Annotated in this window: 15 protein-coding genes and 2 pseudogenes; 8 read left to right on the forward strand and 9 right to left on the reverse strand. The window is 69.1% G+C overall.

Annotation, left to right across the window (positions count from 1 at the left end; genetic code table 11):
* Positions 1–32 precede the first annotated feature (32 nt).
* The 7 genes and pseudogenes from Q5425_RS45770 to Q5425_RS22075 all read left to right on the forward strand — a co-directional run.
* Positions 33–461 (forward strand): annotated as a pseudogene (locus Q5425_RS45770) (beta-galactosidase); the annotation flags it as partial.
* Between the two features lie 25 nt (positions 462–486).
* Positions 487–558: pseudogene (locus Q5425_RS45775) on the forward strand (hypothetical protein); the annotation flags it as partial.
* 65 nt (positions 559–623) lie between these two features.
* The gene (locus Q5425_RS45780; RefSeq protein ID WP_396135218.1) at positions 624–869 is read left to right on the forward strand and encodes a hypothetical protein; all 246 of its coding nucleotides are present in this window, start codon (positions 624–626) and stop codon (positions 867–869) included.
* 32 nt (positions 870–901) lie between these two features.
* A complete protein-coding gene (locus Q5425_RS22060) occupies positions 902–2,254 on the forward strand; it encodes an extracellular solute-binding protein (RefSeq protein WP_308674171.1) in 1,353 nt (450 codons plus the stop codon).
* 8 nt (positions 2,255–2,262) lie between these two features.
* Positions 2,263–3,192: a sugar ABC transporter permease gene (locus Q5425_RS22065; RefSeq protein ID WP_308674172.1), complete on the forward strand. Its 930-nt coding sequence runs from the start codon at positions 2,263–2,265 to the stop codon at positions 3,190–3,192.
* Positions 3,193–3,233: 41 nt separating this feature from the next.
* Positions 3,234–4,049 (forward strand): carbohydrate ABC transporter permease, encoded by an 816-nt coding sequence (locus Q5425_RS22070; RefSeq protein ID WP_308674402.1) that lies wholly within the window; start codon positions 3,234–3,236, stop codon positions 4,047–4,049.
* Positions 4,050–4,169: 120 nt separating this feature from the next.
* Positions 4,170–4,907, forward strand: coding sequence for a hypothetical protein (locus Q5425_RS22075; protein ID WP_308674173.1), 738 nt, complete (start codon positions 4,170–4,172; stop codon positions 4,905–4,907).
* 7 nt (positions 4,908–4,914) lie between these two features.
* Here the strand turns inward: Q5425_RS22075 and Q5425_RS22080 are convergent, their stop codons facing one another.
* On the reverse strand, positions 4,915–5,862 hold the full coding sequence (locus Q5425_RS22080; protein ID WP_308674174.1) for an NAD-dependent epimerase/dehydratase family protein: 948 nt from the start codon (positions 5,860–5,862) through the stop codon (positions 4,915–4,917).
* A 151-nt stretch (positions 5,863–6,013) separates the two neighbouring features.
* On the opposite strand from Q5425_RS22080, the gene Q5425_RS22085 reads away from it, so the two are divergent.
* A complete protein-coding gene (locus Q5425_RS22085; protein ID WP_308674175.1) occupies positions 6,014–6,616 on the forward strand; it encodes a TetR/AcrR family transcriptional regulator in 603 nt (200 codons plus the stop codon).
* Between the two features lie 76 nt (positions 6,617–6,692).
* Here the strand turns inward: Q5425_RS22085 and Q5425_RS22090 are convergent, their stop codons facing one another.
* From Q5425_RS22090 to Q5425_RS22125, 8 genes are all read right to left on the reverse strand, one after another.
* Entirely contained in the window at positions 6,693–8,783 is a 2,091-nt protein-coding gene (locus Q5425_RS22090; protein WP_308674176.1) for a tetratricopeptide repeat protein, read from the reverse strand.
* Positions 8,784–9,079: 296 nt separating this feature from the next.
* A complete protein-coding gene (locus Q5425_RS22095) occupies positions 9,080–9,817 on the reverse strand; it encodes a GAF and ANTAR domain-containing protein (RefSeq protein ID WP_308674177.1) in 738 nt (245 codons plus the stop codon).
* A 353-nt stretch (positions 9,818–10,170) separates the two neighbouring features.
* The gene (locus tag Q5425_RS22100; RefSeq protein WP_308674178.1) at positions 10,171–10,464 is read right to left on the reverse strand and encodes a hypothetical protein; all 294 of its coding nucleotides are present in this window, start codon (positions 10,462–10,464) and stop codon (positions 10,171–10,173) included.
* Entirely contained in the window at positions 10,424–11,095 is a 672-nt protein-coding gene (locus tag Q5425_RS22105) for a hypothetical protein (RefSeq protein ID WP_308674179.1), read from the reverse strand. The genes Q5425_RS22100 and Q5425_RS22105 overlap by 41 nt, the downstream gene beginning before the upstream one ends.
* A 30-nt stretch (positions 11,096–11,125) precedes the next feature.
* Entirely contained in the window at positions 11,126–12,811 is a 1,686-nt protein-coding gene (locus Q5425_RS22110; RefSeq protein ID WP_308674180.1) for a tetratricopeptide repeat protein, read from the reverse strand.
* A complete protein-coding gene (locus tag Q5425_RS22115; protein WP_308674181.1) occupies positions 12,796–13,416 on the reverse strand; it encodes an ATP-binding protein in 621 nt (206 codons plus the stop codon). Before Q5425_RS22115 ends, Q5425_RS22110 begins: the two co-directional genes overlap by 16 nt.
* 181 nt (positions 13,417–13,597) lie before the next feature.
* Positions 13,598–14,380, reverse strand: coding sequence for a hypothetical protein (locus Q5425_RS22120; RefSeq protein WP_308674182.1), 783 nt, complete (start codon positions 14,378–14,380; stop codon positions 13,598–13,600).
* Positions 14,377–16,557, reverse strand: coding sequence for a hypothetical protein (locus Q5425_RS22125; protein ID WP_308674183.1), 2,181 nt, complete (start codon positions 16,555–16,557; stop codon positions 14,377–14,379). The genes Q5425_RS22120 and Q5425_RS22125 overlap by 4 nt, the downstream gene beginning before the upstream one ends.
* Between the last annotated feature and the right edge of the window lie 29 nt (positions 16,558–16,586).

Here is a 16,586-nt window from a genome sequence, read left to right on the forward strand (position 1 = left end):
TCCCGGGAACGTTCCCGACAAGGAGACAGCCGGTGGACAGAGCCGTATCGGGGGAGGAGCGCCCGTTGGGGAACACCCGGCCCGAGCGGGTCCTGTCGGGGAGCGTCAACTACTTCCGGATCGTGCCGCAGCAGTGGCGGGTCCGGCTGCGCTGGGCGCGGTGGATGGGCTTGGACACCGTCGAGACGTACGTGCCGTGGAACCCGCACGAGCCGAAGCCGGGCGAATTCGGCTTCGACGGCGGTCTCGACGTCGTGCGGTTCCTCGAGACGGCCCAGGGCGAGGGACTGCGCGTCATCCTGCGGCCGGGGCCCTACGTGTGCGCCGAGCTGGACTTCGGCGGGCTGCCGGCGTGGCTGCTGGGACAGGACGAGGTGAAGCTGCGCACGAGCGATCCGGCCTACCTCGCCCGGGTGAAGACCTGGTGGGACGAGTTGCTGCCCCGCGTGCGGCCGCTGCAGGTCTGCGCCGGTGACCGCGACGACCATGACGCTGCGAGTGCCGAGACCCCATTGCCGGGTGGTGCTCCTGGTGGAGAACCTCGGCCGGATCAACTACGCCCCCGAACTCGCCGACCGCAAGGGCATCCTGGGCGACATCCGGGCGAGGCCGACGGCCCGCTGCTGGCCCACGGAACCTTCACGGTGGACGCGGTCGGCGACGCCTTCGTCGGGCTGCCCGGTTTCGCCAAGGGCGTCGTCTGGGTCAACGGCTTCAACCTCGGACGCTACTGGGACCGCGGTCCACAACAGACGCTCTATCTCCCCGGGCCCGTGCTGAAACAAGGCGTCAACGACTTGCACGTCCTCGAATTGCACCACGTGCTCGATCCCGAAGCCCGGTTCACCGGCACACCGGTTCTCGGCTAGGGCAGCTCGTACCCTCAGGAAGGACAGACGCAATGATGCGTACTTCTCACACCCCGGCGCGACTCCGGCGCCTGGCTGCCCTCGCAGCGGCTGCCGGGCTCGCGCTGACGGCCGCTGCGTGCGGCAGCAGCGACCCCGCTCAGCCACCGGCCGCGGCGTGCGCGCCGGCGGGTGGCAAGGTCGAGCTCTCGTTCTGGTCGTGGCTGCCGGGTATCGACCAGGCCGTCGCCGCCTGGAACCAAGGGCACCCCGAAATCCACGTCACCGTCGAGCAGACTCCGCAGGGCAACCAGGGCACCTACAGCAAGATGTTCACCGCCCTGAAGGCCGGGCAAGCGCCGGACCTCGGGCAGGTCGAGTTCGACTCGCTGCCCGGTTTCCGCGTGCAACAGGGCCTGCGTGACATCTCCGGCTGCCCCGGCGTCGCGGACGCCAAATCGAAGTTCGTGGACTGGACGTGGGCGCAGGCCTCGGTGGGCGGCGACGGCGTGTTCGCGATCCCGCAGGACACCGGCCCGATGGGCCTGTTCTACCGCAAGGACCTGTTCGAGAAGTACCACGTGCCGGTGCCGGCGACCTGGGACGAGTACGCCCAGGCCGCCAAGACCCTGCACGCCGCGGACCCCGGCCTGACGATCACGCACTTCCCGCAGAAGGACGTCAACTGGTTCGCCGGCCTGGTCTGGCAGGCGGGTGGGCACTGGTTCACCCAGGACGGTCAGCAGTGGAAGGTGAACCTGGCCGACCCCGCGTCCACCAAGGTCGCGGACTACTGGCAGAACCTGGTGTCGCAGGGCCTGGTTTCGAATTACCAGGGCTTCTCGGAATCCTGGAACAAGGCGCTGGACTCCGGCCAGATCGCCACCTGGACCGGGGCCGTCTGGGGCGTCGGCACGATCGCGAAGGCCGCGCCCTCGACCGCCGGCAAGTGGGCCGTCGCGCCGCTGCCGCAGTGGACCGCGGGCGAGCAGCGTTCCGGCAACTGGGGTGGCTCGACCACCGCGGTGTTCGCCGGGACCAAGCACCCGGCCGAGGCGGCGCAGTTCGCCCTGTGGCTCAACACCGACCCCAGGGCACTGGCCATCCTGCAGGCCGAGGGCGGCATCTACCCGGCGACCACCGAAGCCCAGGCCGGCGCGAAGGCCTCTCCGGCGAACACCGCGTTCTTCGGCGGGCAGGACGTCGACGCGGTGTTCCGCGACGCGGGCAAGGGCGTCAGCCAGGACTTCACCTGGGGACCGTCGATGGAACAGACCTACGCCCACGTCCGCGACGGCTTCGGCGCCGCGCTCGCCGGCAACGGCACCCTCGGCAAGGCCCTCGCCGACGCCAACGCCGCGACGATCACCGACCTGCAACGCCAGTCCATCCCCGTGGCGAAATAGGGACGACGATGATCGCCACAGCGTCCCAGACCGTCGCCGGCGCGCCACCGGACACCGCGGTGGCGAGCAGCAGCGCCCGCGCCGCCTGGCTGCTGCTCGCCCCGTTCCTCATCGGGTTCGCCGTGTTCTACGTGGCGCCCATCGTCGTGGCGGTCGTGAAGAGCTTCACCACGGTCACCCGCACCTCGACCTACGGTCGCCCCACCGAGGTGTTCGCCGGATTCGGCAACTACACCGCGGCCCTCGGTGACGACGGGTTCACCGGCTCGCTCGGACGGGTCTTGCTGTTCGGCGCGATCCAGATCCCGGTCATGCTGGGCCTCGCCCTGGTGCTCGCGCTCGCGCTGGACTCCGCGAAGGTGCGGTTACGACGCTTCTTCCGGCTCGCGTTCTTCCTGCCGTACGCGGTCCCCGGGGTGATCGCCGCGGTGATGTGGGGCTTCTTCTACGCCCCGAACCTGTCCCCGATCAACCAGCTGCTGGACCCGCTCGGCATCCAGCCGGACCTGTTGTCCGGCAACGTGATCCTGTACTCGATCGCGAACATCGTCACCTGGACGTTCACCGGCTACAACATGCTGATCCTCTACTCGTCGCTGCAGGCGATCCCGCCGCAGCTCTACGAGGCCGCCCGACTCGACGGCGCGTCGGGCTGGGCGATCGCGTGGCGCATCAAGGTGCCGATCATCGCGCCGTCGCTGGTGCTGACCGGGGTGTTCTCCATCATCGGCACGTTCCAGCTGTTCACCGAACCCCAGGTCATGGCCGGGGTCTCGAGCGCTGTCTCGTCGTCCTACACGCCGTCGATGGCCGCCTACGCCCAGATTTCCGCCCAGAACCACGGTCTCGGCGCGGCGATGAGCGTGCTCGTCACCCTGGTGATCGCCGTGCTTTCCCTCCTGTTCTTCCGCATCACCCGAGCGAGGGCGGCCCTGTGACCGGACAAGCGGGTACCCGGCGAGTTCCCGGTTCCTCGATCGTGGTGACCACGGCGATGTTCGTCGCCGCGGTGTACTTCCTGCTGCCGGTGTTCTGGCTGGTGATATCGGCCACGAAGTCCGCCTCGGACCTTTCGGCCACCTTCGGTTTGTGGTTCTCCGACTTCCAGCTCGGCCGCAACCTGCACGACACCGTGACGTTCGGGGACGGCCTCTACCTGCGGTGGCTGGCCAACAGCGCGCTGTACTCGGTGGTGGGTGCGGCGGCGGCCACGCTGTTGTCGGCGATGGCGGGCTACGCCTTGGCGAAGTTCAGCTTCCGCGGGCGGTCGTTCACGTTCTCCGCGATCCTCGCCGGGGTGCTGGTCCCGCCGACCGCGCTCGCCGTCCCGCTGTTTCTCATGCTGGCCGGAGCCGGGATGACGAACACGGTGTGGTCGGTGCTGCTGCCCAGCACGATCAGCCCGTTCGGGGTCTACCTGGCCCGGGTGTACGCCGCAGCATCGGTCCCGGACGAGCTGCTCGAAGCCGGCCGCATCGACGGCGCCGGCGACGTGCGCATGTTCTACACCGTCAGCCTGCGCCTGATGGCCCCGGCGCTGATCACGATCTTCCTGTTCCAGTTCGTCGCGATCTGGAACAACTTCCTGCTCCCGCTGGTGATGCTGACCGGCGACCGCCTCTACCCGGTGACCCTCGGGCTCTACACCCTCAACACCCAGATCACCCGCGACCCCGACCTGAAGGCCATCGTGGTCACCGGCTCCCTGCTGTCGATCATCCCGTTGATCCTGGCGTTCCTGGCGCTGCAGCGGTTCTGGCGCACCGGCCTTGCAGCGGGCGCGGTCAAGGACTAGGGGGCGGTCTGCGCAGCGGTGCGAGCGAGGCCGTAACTGGGCAGTGAGTCACCGCCACAAAGGCTGTGGCCGCGCGGGTGCGAGACTGGGCGACGACTTGACGACGTGAAGGAGCTCGCGGTGGTCTCTGATGCCCTTGAACGACCGGACCCGGCGTCAAGCGGGCCGGGGCAGCCGGTCCTCGTGCTGCTGGACAAGGCCATCGGCATGCAGACACCGCTGGTGCGCAAGAACATCGCCCGGGCCCGTCAGCGCAACCCGGAGGCGACACCGGCGGAGGTCGTGCGGACCCTGGAGCGGATGTACGTCAGTGCCCTGGCGGGCACCGGGGCCGCGGTCGGGGCCACCGCGGCCGCACCCGCTGTCGGCACCGGGGTCGCACTGGCGTTGTCGGCGGGTGAGGCCTTCTCTTCGCTCGAGCTCAGCGCTCTGTTCGTGCTCTCGGTCGCCGAGGTCCACGGCGTTCGGCTGGACGAGATCGAACGCCGCCGGACGCTGGTCATGGGGATCCTGCTCGGCCAGTCGGGTTCCACGACCATAACCGGTAAGGTCGCCGAGCGCACCGGTCAGCACTGGGCCCGCCAGCTCGTCGGCAAGGTGCCCACGGCGACGCTGCGCCAGATCAACAGCGTCCTGGGCAAGAACTTCATCACCAAGTACGGCACCAAGCAGGGCATCATCGTGCTCGGCCGGGTGGTTCCGTTCGGCATCGGCGCGGTGATCGGCGGTGGCGCCAACGCCACCGTCGCCGCCCTGGCGGTCCGAGCCGCCCGACGCGCGTTCGGCCCGGCGCCACAGTCATGGCCCGAGACAGCGCTGGATTCCGCGCCTCCCGTCTCAGGGCCCTCGGATCGGTGAGCGCTGGTCACATGTTCGACTGCGGTCCTCCGTCGGCGTGTTCGCTCCTGATCGCGTCGACCTGGTCGCGGATGGCGGTGTCGAGGTCGGTGGCGGTCAGGCCGAAGGTGTCCGCCGTCTCGATCGCGTCCAGGTGGAATGGCGCGTACCACTGGTAGTCCATTTCGGCCATCTCCCGGGCGATGGGCACGACCAGCCCGGCCGTGCGCATCGCGACGCGCGGCAGCTGGATCAGCTTGACCGGCGGCCGGCCCGCGGCGATGGCGTAGCGTCGGGCGAGGTCGCGGATGGTGACGGCCGGCGGCGACGGCACGTGCCAGGCCCGGCCCCAGGCGCGTTCGTCCTGGGCCAGCGTGATCAAGGCCTGGGCCATGTCGCCGTTGAAGGTGAAGGTGTGCGGCATGTCGAGGTGCCCGGTGATCCACGCGGCGCGGCCCTTGTTCAGGGCGGGCTCGATGAGCAGGGAGTAGATGCCGTTGGCGTCCTTGCCGATGTAGTCGGAGCCGCGGACCTCGACGGTGCGGATGCCCGCGGCGAGGGCCTGTTCCCACATCCGTTTGCGCAGGCGGCCCTTGCGCCCGGTGGCGGCCATGGGGGTGCGTTCGTTCATCCGGCCGCCGGGTTGCCGGCCGTAGGCGTAGAGGCTGCCGGTGAGCGCCAAGACCGCGTCGTTCGCCTTGGCGGCGGTGATGGCCGCCGTCTGCAGGGGCGGCAACAAGCGTTCCCACATCGTGTACGAAGGCGGGTTCGCGCAGTGGTAGATCACTCTCGCGCCGCGGGACAGCTCGGTCACGCGTGCCGGGTCGGAGGCGTCCGCGGCGACCCGCTCGATCAGCGGGTGCTCGGGGCCGGAGCCGCTGCGCGTGACGATCCGGACGCTTTCGCCGCGCTCGACAAGCAGGCGCGCGACATTCGTGCCGATGGAACCGGCGCCGATGACAACATGCTCGGCCATGGAAGGGTTTCTCCTTGATGAGCGTCTTGGGGTGCGCTGCCGCTCTAACGTCGTTAGTTTTTCTAACGTCGTTAACTTAGCCACGTCGGGACGTCACCGTCAAGAGCGGCGGCTAGTGTCCGCGGAGACCATCGAAGCGAAGTGACGGAACATGGCAACCAGCACGAGACGGGCCCGGGAACGGGCGAGCACCCGCGAACGGATCATCGAGGCCGCGCTGCACGTCCTCGAGACGGAGGGTGTCGCGGCACTGACGATCCGGCGCATCGCGACCGACATCGAATACTCCGCCCCCGTCGTCTACCAGCACTTCGCCAACAAGGAGGCGCTCGTGCTGGAGCTGGTCGCGCACGGCCACCGCCTGATGCTGGCCGAGTTCCGGCAGGCCGCCGAGGAGCCCGTCATCGACCGGCGCATGATGCGCATCGCGTCCGAGTACGTCCGGTTCGCCGGCGAGCACCCCCACCTCTACGAGGTCATGAACGGCACCGCAGTCGACGCGGACGAGCGCCGACGCGCCGCGGAACCGGCCATCGCCGTCCTGAAGGAGCTACTGGCCACCTGGTCGGACGCACACGACGTGGTCTTGGCCGACCTCGACGAGGCCTGCGAGATCATCTGGGGCACGCTCTATGGCACAGCCTCGCTCGGCTACCTCGGCACCGTCGGCAACGAGCGCGCCCGGCGACTCGCCGAGCAGGCGCTCCGCGCGATCCTCCTCGGCTGGCGAACCGAGGAACCGGGGAACGGCTAGCGCGGCAGACACCTCGTCGCGCGCAGCTCCGCCACGGCATTGGCTCGCATGCCGACGTATCGGAAGGTCGCTCTCCTCATATCAGCCGCTCAAGCTGCGCCCGAAGGGCGGGGTCCTCTGTGTGGCCGAGTTGCTCGAGGATCACCAAGGCTTGACGCAGTGCTGCTTGCTCTGCTTCGCGGTTGCCGGTGCGGCGATGGACAGCGGCGACGTGGCGCAGTGTGGTCGCCTGCGTGTAATAGTTGCGGTGCTTTTCCCGGATGTGCAGGGCGTCGAGGTAGCAGGCCAGTGCCCGTTCGGGGTCGTCGGCGCCCAGGTACGCGCTGCCCAGGCATCCCAGCGTATGAGCTAGGCCGTCCGGGTCCGTGCGGAGGCTGCGGAACAGGGCCAGGGCTTGCCGGCTGTAGGGCAGCGCCTCGGCGTGGCGTCCGGCTTCGATCAGGCACCAACCGATGTTGTTCAGGGCTTTGGCTTCCCAGACTTTGGCGCCGCCCGCGCGAGCGAGCGTAAGCGCACGTGTCGTGTGGTCGAGCGCGCGCGAGGTGTCGCCGGCACAAACGTCGAGGTAGCCCAGCGCGTAGTTCGTGTGTGCCTGGCCGGTGATGTCGTCTTCGAAGAGCTCAAGTGCGCGGCTGAGATGGTCCCGGGCTTCGTCGAGTTGGTTCCGGCGGCTGAGCGCGCGGGCAAGCAGCCGATGGGCGTTCGCCTGACTGTTGGTGTCGGCGACTTGTTGTGCCGCGGCCAGGCCGGCGCGCTGGGTGCTGACGAAGTCGCGCCAATGCCCGTGTCGGTCGAGGTGGGTGACGAGTGAGCGAGCCAATCGCCAGGTGTGTCCGCTGGGCCATGCCGGATCTTCGACAATGGTGACGAGAGTGGCGTGTTCGGCGGCGAACCATGCGGCGGCTTGCTCGGCATCGGGAATGGTTTCGGGGCGTGTTCCGGGCTGTGGTGGCTCGAGCGTGAACGGCTCCCACGGGGAGCCCAGCTGACCGTCGGCGGCGACGCAGGTGTGCAGGTAATGGTCGAGCATTCGGAGCATCGCCGCGTCTCGGTCTGCTTTCGGGTGTTCGTGGGCATGGTGCCGTGCGTACAGCCGGGTCAGATCGTGAAAGCCATACCGGCCGTCGGGACGATTCTCGAGCAGGTGGACGTGGGTCAGCTCGTCGAGCATCCGGTCCGCCTTTTCCGCTGCGATCGAGGTTGCGGCCGCCGCGCTGAAGTCGGGGCCTGGATGCAGGCTCAGCAGCCGGAACAGCGCCGCGGCGGCGGGGCTGAGCGCCTGGTAGGACCAAGAGAACACGGTGCTGATGTTTACGTCGGTCTCGCCGGAGTCGATGGTGTCGAGCCGGGCGTCGCGTAGTCGTTGGGCGAGCGTGTGCAGCGGCAAGTCCGGCCGGTCGGCGAGCCGGGCTCCCAAGATGGTCAGGGCGAGGGGCATCCGTGCGCACAGCTCGACCAGTCCTTCTGCTGCGCCGGGTTCCGCGATCACTCGATCGGTTCCGGCGAGGGCTCCCAGCAGTGTTGCGCACTCGTCGATTTGCAAGCTGTCCATCTTGATCGGGCGTGCGCCGGCTTGCGCCACGAGGCCGATCAGCCGCTGTCTGCTGGTGATGATGACATAGCAGGCCCCGCTGCCTGGAAGAAGATGTCGCACCTGGTCGCTGTCTCGGGCGTTGTCGAGGACGATCAGCATCCGGCGTCCGGCCAGCATGCTGCGGTACAGAGCAGCCTGGGCGTCCAGGTCGAGAAAGGGCGTGTCGTGCGGCGCGCCCAGGGCGTGCAGAAAGCCCCACAGCGCCTCTCCGGGCTGCATCGCCGCGGTGGGTGAGAAGCCGCGTAGGTTGACATAGAGTTGGCCGTCAGGGAACCGGTCGGTGTTCTGCCGGGCCCAGTAGATCGTCAGGGCCGACTTGCCAATCCCTGCCATGCCCTCGACCGTCGAAATCGCCACCGGCTCCGGACTCGCCACGGCCTGGTCGAAGTACTCGGTCAGGGCGGCCAGTTGCTTCTGGCGGCCGACAAAATGCCGCACAGTGCCGGGCAGTTGGCGAGGCACGGTTCGGGGCGACGCGGTGTGCAGGTGGACGTCGCCATGGACTTCAGCGGTCTGCAGGACGTGGCCGGTGGTCGTCCCTGTGACGATGTTGCGCGACTCGTCTCGGCTCACAGCCGGCAACGGTAGCCCAAGAGTGCATCGCGGCGCTGCTCGGCTTTCCGCATCGCCTTATTGCCAGAGTTGACGAAAGGACGCTCGCAACCGGAGGAATCACTGGCGACGTGTTCGCGGATGGACTTACGCACCGATGATCACCGCATGGGGCCGCAAGCCGGCCCGACTCGTCGGCATGAGCGCGCGATCGCGGCGGCGCGGCCGGCGACGAGTGCGGGTTCCACCGGGGAACGCCTGCGCGGACATGCCTTGATCACGACGACGCCTTGCCGAACCGGTCTTCTCGTGGTGGATCACTGTGGGTTCGTGGCAGTGGCCACGAAGTTTTGGGCGACCTCGTGCAGCTTCACGTTCTGCTCTTGTGACGCCTTGACGAGCAGCTTGAACGCATCGTCGGGCGAGATGCAGTGCAGAGCCATGAGGATGCCCTTCGCCTGATCGATCACCGCACGGGAAGTCAGAGCGGCGCGTAGCTGGCCCATGGTCTCGCGGGCGGCCTGGTGCCGGCGGGTGCTGCGCAGCGCGGCTTCGGCGGCGGCGGTGTACAGGTCCAGCAGTGCTGCGTCGAGCGCGCCGAAGCTGTTGCCTCCGGTGTCGTACAGATTGAGCGAACCGCGGTACTGGTGGTCGACGAACAGCGGGGCGGACAGGTAGGCGACGACCGCGTACTCGTTCGCGGCCGCGGCGAACTCGGGCCACCGTTGCGCCGCATCGGTCACCTTGACTCGCTGCAGTTCGCCGGTCTGGGCGGCTTCCAGGCAGGGCCCTCGCCCGGCGTCGTACTGTGCCTGATCAACGCGGTGCGCGCTGTCACCGGTCGCTGTCGCGGTGTAGGGGGCACCGTCGCGCAGCAGCGTGACGCTGGCGATCTCCGCGTCCGGCACGGCGTGGATGACCTGCCGGCACACCCGCTGCAGGACCACCGGCAGGTCCTCTTCCTCCGCGAAGGTGCCGGCCAGCCGATCCAATGCGGCAGTGACCTCGTCCACTCTTCGCGCGGCGTCCCGCTCGTAGAGCAGGTCTTCGTCCATGTGGTGCTCCTCGGGGTGGTCTGCGCAGCGTGTCGGGTGATCGAGCGTTCACTTAGGGTGCAGGCCAGGTGGTGGCCTGGTTGCTGGAAGACAACAGTAGGCGTCGCCGGGCGGCCGGGCAGGTTAGGAGCGAACTGGTGCCGTGAGCAGGCCGGTCCGTCGGTTGCTCGGCCCGCATCGCGGGATGAACCGAGCCCTGGCCGGGCAACGTGCCGACCATGCCGGACGTGGTCGCTGCTCGGTGCGCCGAACGAGCGGGCGTGGCTCGAATGCGCGCTCATCGGCATGTGCGCGCGTTCGACCAGAACCGGCGGTGCACAACTGTATGGCGCAATGATCCGCCGGGCACCAGATCACAAGGTCCAGTGGAGTGATGCGGTGGGATCGGGTGTGTACGAGCAGTAAGTACCCGTGTTGACGGCCTGGCGCAGATGCCCGGCCAGCACGGGGTCGTGTGCGGCGATGGTGGCGATGACGGACTTGATGGCCTTCGTCACCGCGGTTCGTGCGCGTTCGGCGTCCGAGCCGGGTTGGCGGTCGCAGCCGCCGAGGCCGACCGCGGCGGTCAGCTGATCGGTGAGTGCTTCGAGTTCCTGGCGAACCGTCTCAGTCCGGCCTTGGTCGCCGAAGGCCTCGGCTTCCTGCAAGTCCTCGGTCAGCTCGGCCAGTCTGCGGCGGTACGCGGTCTTCGCTGCTTCGTCGAGTACCGGGCCGAGGCCGGTCTGCGGCCGGCGTTGACGAGCTGCAGGAGCTGGCCAGGTCCAGGACGTGGAACTCGCGTCCCGGCTCCGCGAGCAGCTGGGCCAGGTACCGGATGCCGACCCGATCCCGGAGCCGGACCGGGTCCGTCGAGTGCTGGATCGTCCAGTAGTCGCCTTCTCGGTGCAGTGTCGCCGATGGAGTCCTTGGCGGCGTGACAGCTGGTCGGATCAACGGCCGGATGTCCAGGGTGCGCATGACGGTGTCGGCCTGGCAGCGGAGTTCCCCGGCGCGTTGCCGGTCCTGGCCCAGGCCGCGGGTCTCGAGGCACTCGGCGGGTTTGCTGCGTGCCTGGGCCGCGAATACAGGTGCGCCGATGCGTTCGTCGATGGCGACGGCGGCCTCGAGATGCCGGACGGCGTCGTCCGTGCGCCCGAGCGTGACGGCGAGGAGCCAGAGGAAGTACGCGACCGGGCCGCTGCAGCCCACGCCGAGCTGGTTGACCCGCAGCAGGTACGGCGCGTGCGGCAGCAGCAGGTCGTAGAGGATCTCCGCCCGGCGCCCGGTCGTCGAGACCATGACAGACGAACGCGAGACCGGCCACATTGATCAACCGGTGAAGTCGCGAGGCACCTGAGAGAACCGGTCGGCTGCTTGCCGTTCGAGCTCGACGGCTGCCTCGTCCATCCTGCCCGTCTGCACCAGAATGGTCGCCAGGCCGGTGCGCAGGGCCGGAACGTGGGGCGTCTCGTCGATCAGCCGCCGGACGAGGGATGCGACTTCCTCACCACGACCCTGCCAGAACTTCTCGAAGAACCGGGAAGCCTGGTACCAGATGTCGAGGCCCGGGTGAATGATCCGCCGGCCCATCGCCCGACCTTTTTCGGCCAGTCGTTCGGCCTCGGCCAGGCGTCCGGCGATGTTTGCCGCGGTGGCGCGCAGCAGTGGCACGAGCCACCGCAGTTCCGTCATCCGGTGTTCCCGGATGACCTGGTCGAAGACGTCGATCTCCGCCGAGCAGTCGACGACCTCGCCGAGTTCGAGCAGGTTCGCCATGCGCAGGATGTGGCCGCAGGCCAGCAGGGTGGAGTCGTGGATTTCCTCGGCCAGATGAATTATCTTCGTGGCGATGCCGAGGCGTTCCGGCGTCGGCGCGAAGCCCCAGATGGCCACGTGCCGGTCCAGCAACACCCACCCGAGCACCTCGGGGTCGCCGGTGCGCTGGGCTATGGCCACGGCTTCGTCGGCGAGCCGCGTCCGGCGTTCCAAATCGGAGGTGAGCACCAGGGCCTTGGCCGTCGTGCGAGCACTCGGGCCCGCAGCTTTGTTTTGCTTTCGGGCAGTGCCTTCAGCGCGACTTGCAGCAGGTCGACTTCCAGGTCGTCGAGGATGTTGAAGGTGTCGACAGTGCCCGCGGTCAGTGCGGCGTGCGCGAGCCGGTCGGGGGGCGCCGGCCCGCTGGGCGAGGAGTGCGGCAGCCTTGATCGTGTCGCGGGCGGCCGTTGCGTTTCCGGCGGCGAGTTCGGCGTCGGCGAGGAGGAGCAGCACATCGCATCGGCGGACCGCGGAGCCAGGCGCGCTGCTCTCCAAAATCATGACGGCTCTCGAGAAGTGGCCAGCCGCCTCTTCGTACGCGAGGGTGTGCATGGCGGTGTGGCCGGCCTCGACTGTGTAGTGCACGGTCTGCACGGGATCGGTGCCTGCTTCCCACAGGTGGTGGGCCAGCTCGGCGAGCCGTGGTGTCAGGTCGTGCTGGTGCCGTAGCACGATCGCCTCGGCCGCGCGGGCGTGCAGCTCGGCCCGCCGGGTTGGGGCGAGCCTCGAGCAGAGGATTTGCCGGACCAGGGCGTGCACAAACTGCAGCCGGGCCGGCGTACCGGAGACGGTGGTCAGCAGCCGGGTCCGGACGGCCTCGGCCGCCTGCTCCGACGGGCTGGCCAAGGACGACGCTGAGCACGTCCAAGTCGAATTCCTGGCCCAGCACGGCGGCGGCTTCCAGCAGGCCGACGCAGGATGCGGACAGGCGGTCGACGCGCCGCCGAACCACCGCGGCCACTCCGCCCGGCACGGTGAAGTCCGCCGGCGCCAGGTCGGGGAAGTCAGGCATTTTTCTCCGGGCAGGAGCGTGGCGATCTCCCGGATGAAGAACGGATTGCCGTCGGTCGCGGCTCGCAACGTCTCGGCGGCGTGATCGGAAAGCTCGACGCCGCTGGTTTCCGCGACTAACCGGGCGACGTCGTGCCGGGGTAGCCCGCGCAGCGGGAGATGACGGCACCAGGTCAGCTCACCCAGCACTTCGGCGAGTGGATGGTCTGCCCCATCTCGACATCGCGGTAGGTGCCCAAGACGAGCATGGGAAGTGTGCCCAGGTTCCGCGCGAGGAACCGCAACAGCCGAAGTGAGGGCGCGTCGCTCCAATGCAAATCGTCGAGAACGGCCACCAGCGGCCGGGAGCGGCAGGCCGTCCGCAACAACCCGGTGATCGTGTCGAACAGGCGGAACCGCTCCTGCCCGACTTCGACCAGCGGGGCGGGAACCCGCCGCACGGCGCTTTTCCCGGGGAGCGTGCCGCCCGGTTCTGCGGTGGCCGAGCCCACGTCGCCGGGCAGGTCCCCGCGCTCGCCGCCGGGTGCCACGACTCGCAGGATCTGCAGCCAGGGCCAGAAGCCGGGCGCTCCCTCTCCTTCCCAGCAACTGCCCCAGGCGACGGTCACTTCTCGAGATCGCACGTAACCGCAGATCTCCTCCGCCAGCCGGGTCTTGCCAACTCCGGGCTCGCCGGACAGCAGCGTCAGCCCACCCCGGCCCGCCACCGCGTCGTCCACGGCCAGACGAAGGGTGTGCAGAACCTGCTTTCTGCCGACGAGAACATGCCGGTTCCCCGCCTCCATCCCGTCCATCGTCTCACCGGACGGCCCAGAGCCCAATCGGGCGGACGGGTGTAGGCCGTGGTTTCGTCAGGCGGTGATGGTCGCCGGTCCGAGCCACCTGTTGCACGACCTCGTCCCTCGCCGGACGCATTACCGGCGAGGGACGGATCGCGCGCAGCCGCCGAACGCCCGAGCCGGGAACGTCCCGCGGTCAGCCGGGCCCCTCCGGGCAGACGTACTGGTACTCGGTCCATTGGTCGGCGGGAAGGACGCCGTCATCGGTGGCGATCACGTGGACGCCCACCTTCCCCTGGATGACTTTCCCTGGCCTTCCCCGGCGGTCCCAGGTGTGCATGACCACCTGCGTGTCCGGCCCGGAGAAGGCGAGCGTGGACTGTCCCACCTGTTTGCCGGCCTCGTCATCCAGTTCGTCGGCCTCGTCATCCAGCCACCCGTAGGTCAACGTGCCCGGCCCGTTCGCGATGACTTCCCGGAAAAAGGTGAACCGGACGCCTTTGGCGCAGTCCGCGCCGTTGTCCGTGTGCCATTCCCCGCCGAGCGTCACGAGCGGTGTCGCTGGCTTCACGGACATGCCGGCGCCGATTTCCGGTTTGTTCGAGGTCGTGGCCCTGCTGCCTGCCGACACCGACGGAAGTACCACGGTCGGCACTGGTCGCCGAGTGGTCGGCGTCGCCCTCGGTGACGCAGGTGCCGTTGCGAAGGACGTCGTCGAGGCCGTTGTCGAGGCCGTTGTCGACGCCGCCGCCGAAGTCGAGGTCGGCGCCGCAGCCGAGGCAGTCGGGTGGTTAGGCTTCGGTGCCGCCGAAGAACCGCCGGTCAACAACCACGCCGCCCCGAGCACGGTCACGCCGAGGAGACCCGCGCTCGTGACAGCAAAGCCTCCGCTCGGTGTCCACTCCGCCCGCAACCAGTCCGCCCGCAGCCTCGGCCGGCGGCGCTTCTTCCGCTCGTCCTCCCGCTCGGTCGTGTTCACGAGTTCCACCCGCTTCCGGTCTCCCAACGGTGCACGAGGGTGTGGTCGACTCCGAGCGCGAACAACTCCAGACGGCCGTCGGCGTTGACCACGGCGACGGGGTCGGCAGCCACTGGCCCACCTCCGAGCGAGGTCCATCCCGACCAGCGCTGAGTGGCAGGGACCTGCCGGTTGTGCCAGACAGCGTGGTCGGTGCCGAGGACGAACACCTCGAGACCGCCGGACGCGTTGCGGGCGACGGCGGGCACGACGCCGACCTCGACTCGGCCGCCCAGCGACTCCCACGCCGACCACCCGCCGCCAGTGATCCGGCGGTGCCAGATTGCACCGTCCGTGCCGCGGGCGAACACCTCGATCCGGCCGTCGGCGTTGTTCGCCACCGCGATGTCGCCGGTCACCTGGCCGCCGAACTCCCCGTGCTCCCAGTCTCCGCCAGGGCCGCGTTGCCAGGTGTGGAAGATCGTGCCGTCCGGGTGGCGGGCGAACACCTCCAGCCGCCCGTCGGGGTGCCGCCCGGCGCCCGGTCGCCCGGTCACCGGCCCGCCCAGGTCCGCCCACCCGTTCCAGCCGAACGGGTACTGCCACTTGTGCCGCAGCCGGCCCTCCGGGGCGACCGCGAAGACCTCGAGCCGGCCGTCCTGGTTGGCGATGGCTGCGGGATCGGCGGCGAAGGAATCTCCGAGCCCGCTCCAGCTCGACCAGTCGGTCGTGCCGGCCTGGTTCTGCCAGGCATGCCAGATCTGGCCGTCGGCCCCTCGCGCGAACAGCTCCAGTCGGCCGTCACTGGTGCGAGCGACAGCGGCCCGGCCCGTCAGCGGCGGGCAGCCGGGGGCCGCGAGCGTCCAGCCATCCCAGCGGGAACCCGGTGCGTTCTGCTCTATCCGGTAGAGGCGGTTGTCCAGCCCGACGCCGACCACGATGAGCCGCCCGTCGGCGTTCGTGCCCGCGACGGGCGGAGCGACGAGCTGCCCGCCGAGCGTCGCCCACGAGGTCGGCTCCGCACCGACCACGACGTCGAACGCGACGGTGGCGAGTGGGGCCGGCGCGGGAAGCGCCCGCCACGCCTGGGTGCCGTTGTGCTCGACGGACGCGCCGACGGAGAACCGCCGCAAACCGAGATCTCCGCTCAGCGCGACCGTTTTGTCGTAGGCGCGCGCCGCCCCTTCCGGCAGCGGCTCCGCGGCGGGCCGGTCCGCTCCGGCGTCGACGTTCCGCCCGTTCGCGACGACCCTGCCGACCCCGTAGAGCCGCAGCGCCGGACTCGGCCCGAAGCCGACGTTCCGCACCTGGTAGCGAAGGCGGACCGAACGGCTGACCGGGACGGTACCGGCGGGAGACACGTTCAGTCCCGATTCGACGACTAAGGCGGCGGGTGGCGTCCTCGGCGTGTACGACTCGCAGAAGAAACCCCGGATCGAGCCCTGCACGCCCGGCACGCCGTCTGGATAGCCGGTGTGGAGAGCCTTCAACTCCGCGCCGGTGAAGTCGATCTGCAACGCCGTCTCCCGGTCGGGGCAGTTGCTGTCGTACATGTACAGCGTCGGCCTGCCGTTCCCAGGATCGTCGTATCCGGTGGCGAGCACCTGGTGGTTGTGCATCGGGTCACGGGTCTCGCCGACCAGCCCGATCGGCCACGGCGTTCCGTCGTCCAGGTGCCTCTTGATCTTCGGCCACTCCTCGTCCCTGGTGCGGCGCAACAGCTCCCTCGTGCCACCCGAGAAAGGGAAGACTTCGAACTGAGTCGCCATCCACAGCAGGCACGTGATGCCGTCCGTGTGCAGCGTGTCGATGAGGCGGGACCAGATGTAGCGGCGAAGCGTTGCGCCCGAAGATGTCCCGAACGACGGGTAGTCGTCCCGTCCGGTGCCGCGCGGGGGGACCCAGGCGAGCCGATAGTAGTCGAGCGCCGCGCAGGCCATCCCGCCGCACAAGCCGAAGATCGGCTCTTTCACCTGGGTCACCAGCTGCTGGAGGATGTCCTTCAACAGGAAGTTGCTCACCGGCGGCCCCGGCGGGATCAGGGCCGCGAAGGGCAGCAGCGGCGGGCTGAACGACGCGGCGAGCACGACGTTGCCGATCTCGTCGGAGAGCTGGTGCAGGTCGTCGGGGGACAGATCCGGCCAGCCGTTGCCGAACGCGAATCCGTCGATGTTGTGGTTGAAGCCCGTTTTCGGCATGGCAGTGGTTCCTTCCAGTCGTCCTGCAC

Source organism: Amycolatopsis sp. A133 (genome assembly GCF_031082405.1).
Classification (GTDB): Bacteria; Actinomycetota; Actinomycetes; order Mycobacteriales; family Pseudonocardiaceae; genus Amycolatopsis.

Coding starts and splice junctions, on each gene's coding strand:
- Q5425_RS22060 (WP_308674171.1), top strand. CDS start 902: ATGATGCGTACTTCTCACACCCCGGCGCGACTCCGGCGCCTGGCTGCC.
- Q5425_RS22065 (WP_308674172.1), top strand. CDS start 2,263: ATGATCGCCACAGCGTCCCAGACCGTCGCCGGCGCGCCACCGGACACC.
- Q5425_RS22080 (WP_308674174.1), bottom strand. CDS start 5,862: ATGGCCGAGCATGTTGTCATCGGCGCCGGTTCCATCGGCACGAATGTC.
- Q5425_RS22085 (WP_308674175.1), top strand. CDS start 6,014: ATGGCAACCAGCACGAGACGGGCCCGGGAACGGGCGAGCACCCGCGAA.
- Q5425_RS22095 (WP_308674177.1), bottom strand. CDS start 9,817: ATGGACGAAGACCTGCTCTACGAGCGGGACGCCGCGCGAAGAGTGGAC.
- Q5425_RS22105 (WP_308674179.1), bottom strand. CDS start 11,095: ATGGTCTCGACGACCGGGCGCCGGGCGGAGATCCTCTACGACCTGCTG.
- Q5425_RS22115 (WP_308674181.1), bottom strand. CDS start 13,416: ATGGACGGGATGGAGGCGGGGAACCGGCATGTTCTCGTCGGCAGAAAG.
- Q5425_RS22125 (WP_308674183.1), bottom strand. CDS start 16,557: ATGCCGAAAACGGGCTTCAACCACAACATCGACGGATTCGCGTTCGGC.